The sequence below is a fragment of the Mycobacterium sp. NAZ190054 genome, assembly GCF_001545925.1.
Taxonomy (GTDB): domain Bacteria; phylum Actinomycetota; class Actinomycetes; order Mycobacteriales; family Mycobacteriaceae; genus Mycobacterium.
The window spans coordinates 1-3,550 of the sequence record NZ_LMVQ01000337.1; the positions used below are offsets into that span (position 1 = coordinate 1).

General features: G+C 68.8%; 4 protein-coding genes. 1 reads left to right on the top strand and 3 read right to left on the bottom strand.

Annotated elements, in window-relative coordinates; all coding sequences use genetic code 11:
• The 3 genes from ASJ79_RS20990 to pyrR form a co-directional block, all read right to left on the bottom strand.
• Nucleotides 1-525 (bottom strand): amidohydrolase family protein (locus ASJ79_RS20990; protein WP_156448553.1); only part of this gene is annotated, 525 nt, incomplete at its 3' end.
• Nucleotides 522-1,469, bottom strand: a complete 948-nt coding sequence (locus ASJ79_RS20995; RefSeq protein ID WP_067959429.1) for an aspartate carbamoyltransferase catalytic subunit — start codon at nucleotides 1,467-1,469, stop codon at nucleotides 522-524. The genes ASJ79_RS20990 and ASJ79_RS20995, both read right to left, overlap by 4 nt.
• Nucleotides 1,466-2,047, bottom strand: a complete 582-nt coding sequence (pyrR, locus tag ASJ79_RS21000; protein WP_067959431.1) for a bifunctional pyr operon transcriptional regulator/uracil phosphoribosyltransferase PyrR — start codon at nucleotides 2,045-2,047, stop codon at nucleotides 1,466-1,468. Before pyrR ends, ASJ79_RS20995 begins: the two co-directional genes overlap by 4 nt.
• Nucleotides 2,048-2,165: 118 nt before the next feature.
• Between pyrR and ASJ79_RS21005 the strand changes: the two genes are divergently transcribed.
• On the top strand, nucleotides 2,166-3,371 hold the full coding sequence (locus ASJ79_RS21005; RefSeq protein ID WP_067959435.1) for a serine hydrolase: 1,206 nt from the start codon (nucleotides 2,166-2,168) through the stop codon (nucleotides 3,369-3,371).
• Nucleotides 3,372-3,550 lie beyond the last annotated feature (179 nt).

Sequence of the window (3,550 nt, forward strand, 5' to 3'; positions counted from 1 at the left end):
CTGGGCGATCAGCACACCGAGACCGGACGCGTACTCCAGCGCTCGCCGCATCACCAGCGGATCGTCGACGCACACACCGTCGTCGGAGAACATCCGCACCTCCCCGGCGCCGGCGGCCATCAGCCCCATCTCGGTGAGCTGCTTGCCGCCGAGGCCGACCGTCACCGCGCCGACGGGGTGCACGTCGACCAGGCCGACCTGCTGCCCACGGTGCCAGACGTGATCGGTGACCACCACGGAGTCGGCGACCGGTTCGGTGTTGGCCATCGCGAACACCGCGGTGTATCCGCCGAGAGCCGCTGCCGCCGAACCGGTTTCGATGTCCTCGGCGTACTCCCGGCCGGGTTCGCGCAGGTGGGTGTGCAGGTCGACGAAGCCCGGCAGCAGGATCCGGCCCGCACAGTCGATGCGCTCGTCCGCGTCGCCACCCAGGCCTTCACCGATCTCTGCGATCTGCCCGTCGCGGACCAGTACGTCGACCGGGTCGCCCTCGCCGTAGAGCCGGACTCCCTTGAGAACCGTCATGCGCTGATCGCCTCCTCTTCAGCTCCGACGAGCAGGTGGAAGAGCACCGCCATCCGGACGTGAACACCGTTGGAAACCTGTTGCAGCACCGCCGATTGCGAAGAATCCGCCACCGAGTGCGCGATCTCCATGCCGCGCAACATCGGGCCCGGGTGCAGCACCACGGCATGGTCGGCCAGCCGTGACTGCCGTTGCTCGGACAGCCCGTAGCGCACCGAGTACTCCCGCGAGGACGGGAAGAAGCCGCCGTTCATCCGTTCGGCCTGCACCCGCAGCATCAGCACCGCGTCGGCCAGCGGCAGTTCCGCGTCCAGATCGTGCGACACGGTCACCGGCCAGTCCGCGACCCCCACCGGCAGCAGGGTCGGGGGCGCGACGAGCACGACTTCCGCGCCCAGCGTGTGCAACAGGGCCACGTTGGAGCGCGCGACCCGGCTGTGCAGGACGTCACCGACGATGACCACGCGCCTGCCCTCGACGGAGCCGAGCCGCTGCCGGATGGTCAGCGCGTCCAGCAGCGCCTGGGTGGGGTGTTCGTGAGTACCGTCACCGGCGTTGATCACCGAGGGCCCGCCGTGCTCGTCGAGCGTCCAGGCGGCCAGCTGTTGGGCGGCGCCGGAGGCGGGGTGGCGGATGATCAGCGCGTCGGCACCGGCGGCACGCAACGTCAGTGCGGTGTCACGCAGCGATTCCCCTTTGGCCACAGAGGATCCCGACGAGCTGACGTTGATCACGTCGGCGCTCATCCACTTGCCGGCCACCTCGAACGACACCCGGGTCCTGGTGGAGTTCTCGTAGAACATCGTGATGATGGTGCGGCCCCGCAGCGTGGGCAGCTTCTTGACCTCGCGACCCACCAGCGCCTCGGCGAACCGGTCGGCGTTGTCGAGGATCGCGGTGGCGTCGTCGCGGCTGAGATCGGCCGCGGTCAGCAGGTGCTTCACCTGGCAGGCCCTCCGTAAGGTGCGATGCGGACACCGTCGACTCCGTCGTCCTCGGTGAGACGGACCTTGACGTTCTCGGCGCGCGATGTCGGGACGTTCTTGCCGACGTAGTCGGCGCGGATCGGCAGCTCGCGGTGGCCGCGGTCGACGAGCACCGCCAGCTGAACGGCCTTGGGCCGGCCGAGATCACGGAGCGCGTCCAGCGCGGAACGCACCGACCGGCCGGAATACAGCACGTCGTCGACGAGGACCACCAGCGCGCCGTCGATACCACCGGCGGGGATCGAGGTGGCCGCCAGCGCGCGGGGCGGCTTGGTCATCAGATCGTCGCGGTAGAGGGTGATGTCGAGCGCGCCGTGCGCCACGTCGACTCCGCTGAACTCGGCGATGTTGCGGGCCAGCCGGGTGGCGAGAGTCACGCCACGGGTGGGGATGCCGAGCAGGACGACGCGGGGTCCGTCCGGACCGTCGAGCGCGGTCTTCTCGATGATCTGATGGGCGATACGGGCAATGGTTCGGCTGACGTCCGCTGCGGACATCAGCTCCCGGTCGTGACCGGGATGGTCGGGCGCGCCCACGAGTGAGCCGGACCTCCTTCTCCGCCTCACGGGACGGATCGTTAAAGGATGTCGGAAACTGCGGGGAGCTTAGCACCGCGGGACGGTGACGGCGTATTCGGCAGGTAGCCTCGGCCCGGTGAACCTCGACCGCAACAAGGCCTCCATCGTCGACGCGATAGACGCCGGACTGCTGGCCGGCGCCGTCACGCTCGTCTGGCACGCCGGCGAGGTGCGCCAGGTCAACGAACTGGGCTACCGCGATGTGGAGGCGCGGTTACCGATGCAGCGCGACACGATCTTTCGCATCGCGTCGATGACCAAGCCGGTGACGGTCGCCGCGGCGATGTCGCTGATCGAGGAGGGCAAGCTGCGCCTGGGCGACCGGGTCGCGACGTGGCTGCCGGAGCTCGCCGACATGCGGGTGCTGGTCGAGCCTCGCGGGCGGCTCGACCGCACCGTGCCGGCGCAGCGGCACATCACCGTCGAGGACCTGATGACCCACCGCAGTGGGCTCGCGTACACGTTCTCGGTGCTCGGGCCGCTGTCGGACGCCTACCGCAAACTGCCGACCCGCCAGGACCAGGACCGCTGGCTGGCCGAACTGTCCGCGCTGCCGCTCGTGCATCAGCCCGGCGAGCGCCTGACCTACAGCCACGCCACCGACGTGCTGGGGATCGCGTTGTCGCGGATCGAGGGCAAACCGCTGAGCGAGGTGCTCTCCGAACGGATCCTCGGCCCATTGGGCATGTCGGACACCGGCTTTCACGTCGGCCCGACCGGCAGGCGGCGGGCGGCGACGATGTACCAGCTGGACAAGGACAACACGCTGCGCCACGACGTGATGGGACCGCCGCCGATCGTGGATCCGCCGTTCTGCACCGGCGGGGCCGGGCTGTTCTCGACCGCGGACGACTATCTGCGTTTCGCCAGGATGCTGCTGGCCGGCGGAGAACTCGACGGGGTGCGCGTGCTGTCCGAGGAGTCGGTGAACCTGATGCGCACCGATCGGTTGACCGACGAGCAGAAGCGGCACGACTTCCTCGGTGCGCCGTTCTGGATCGGCCGCGGATTCGGTTTGAACCTGTCGGTGGTGACCGATCCGGCCAAGTCGCGGCAGTTGTTCGGCCCCGGTGGCCTCGGCACCTTCTCGTGGCCCGGGGCCTTCGGAACGTGGTGGCAGGCCGACCCGTCGGCCGACGTCATCCTGATCTACCTGATCCAGAACCTGCCGAACCTGTCCGCCGACGCCGCTGCCGCGGTCGCCGGGAACACGTCGTTGGCGAAGCTGCAGACCGCGCAACCGAAGTTCGTGCGCAGCACCTATCAGGCGTTGGAGGGCTAGCGGCGTTCTCTGTCGGACGTCGGGGGTAGCGTCGGTGGCATGTTCGAAAGTTTGTACTGCTTATCTGCTTAAGTGGACCTATGCTGTTCAGCGTGGGTGTCGAGGGCGCTCCCGTGGGCGGTGTGGACTACCCGCGGACCTATCAAGAATTCCGGGCGTGGTTTCCCGATGACGCCTCG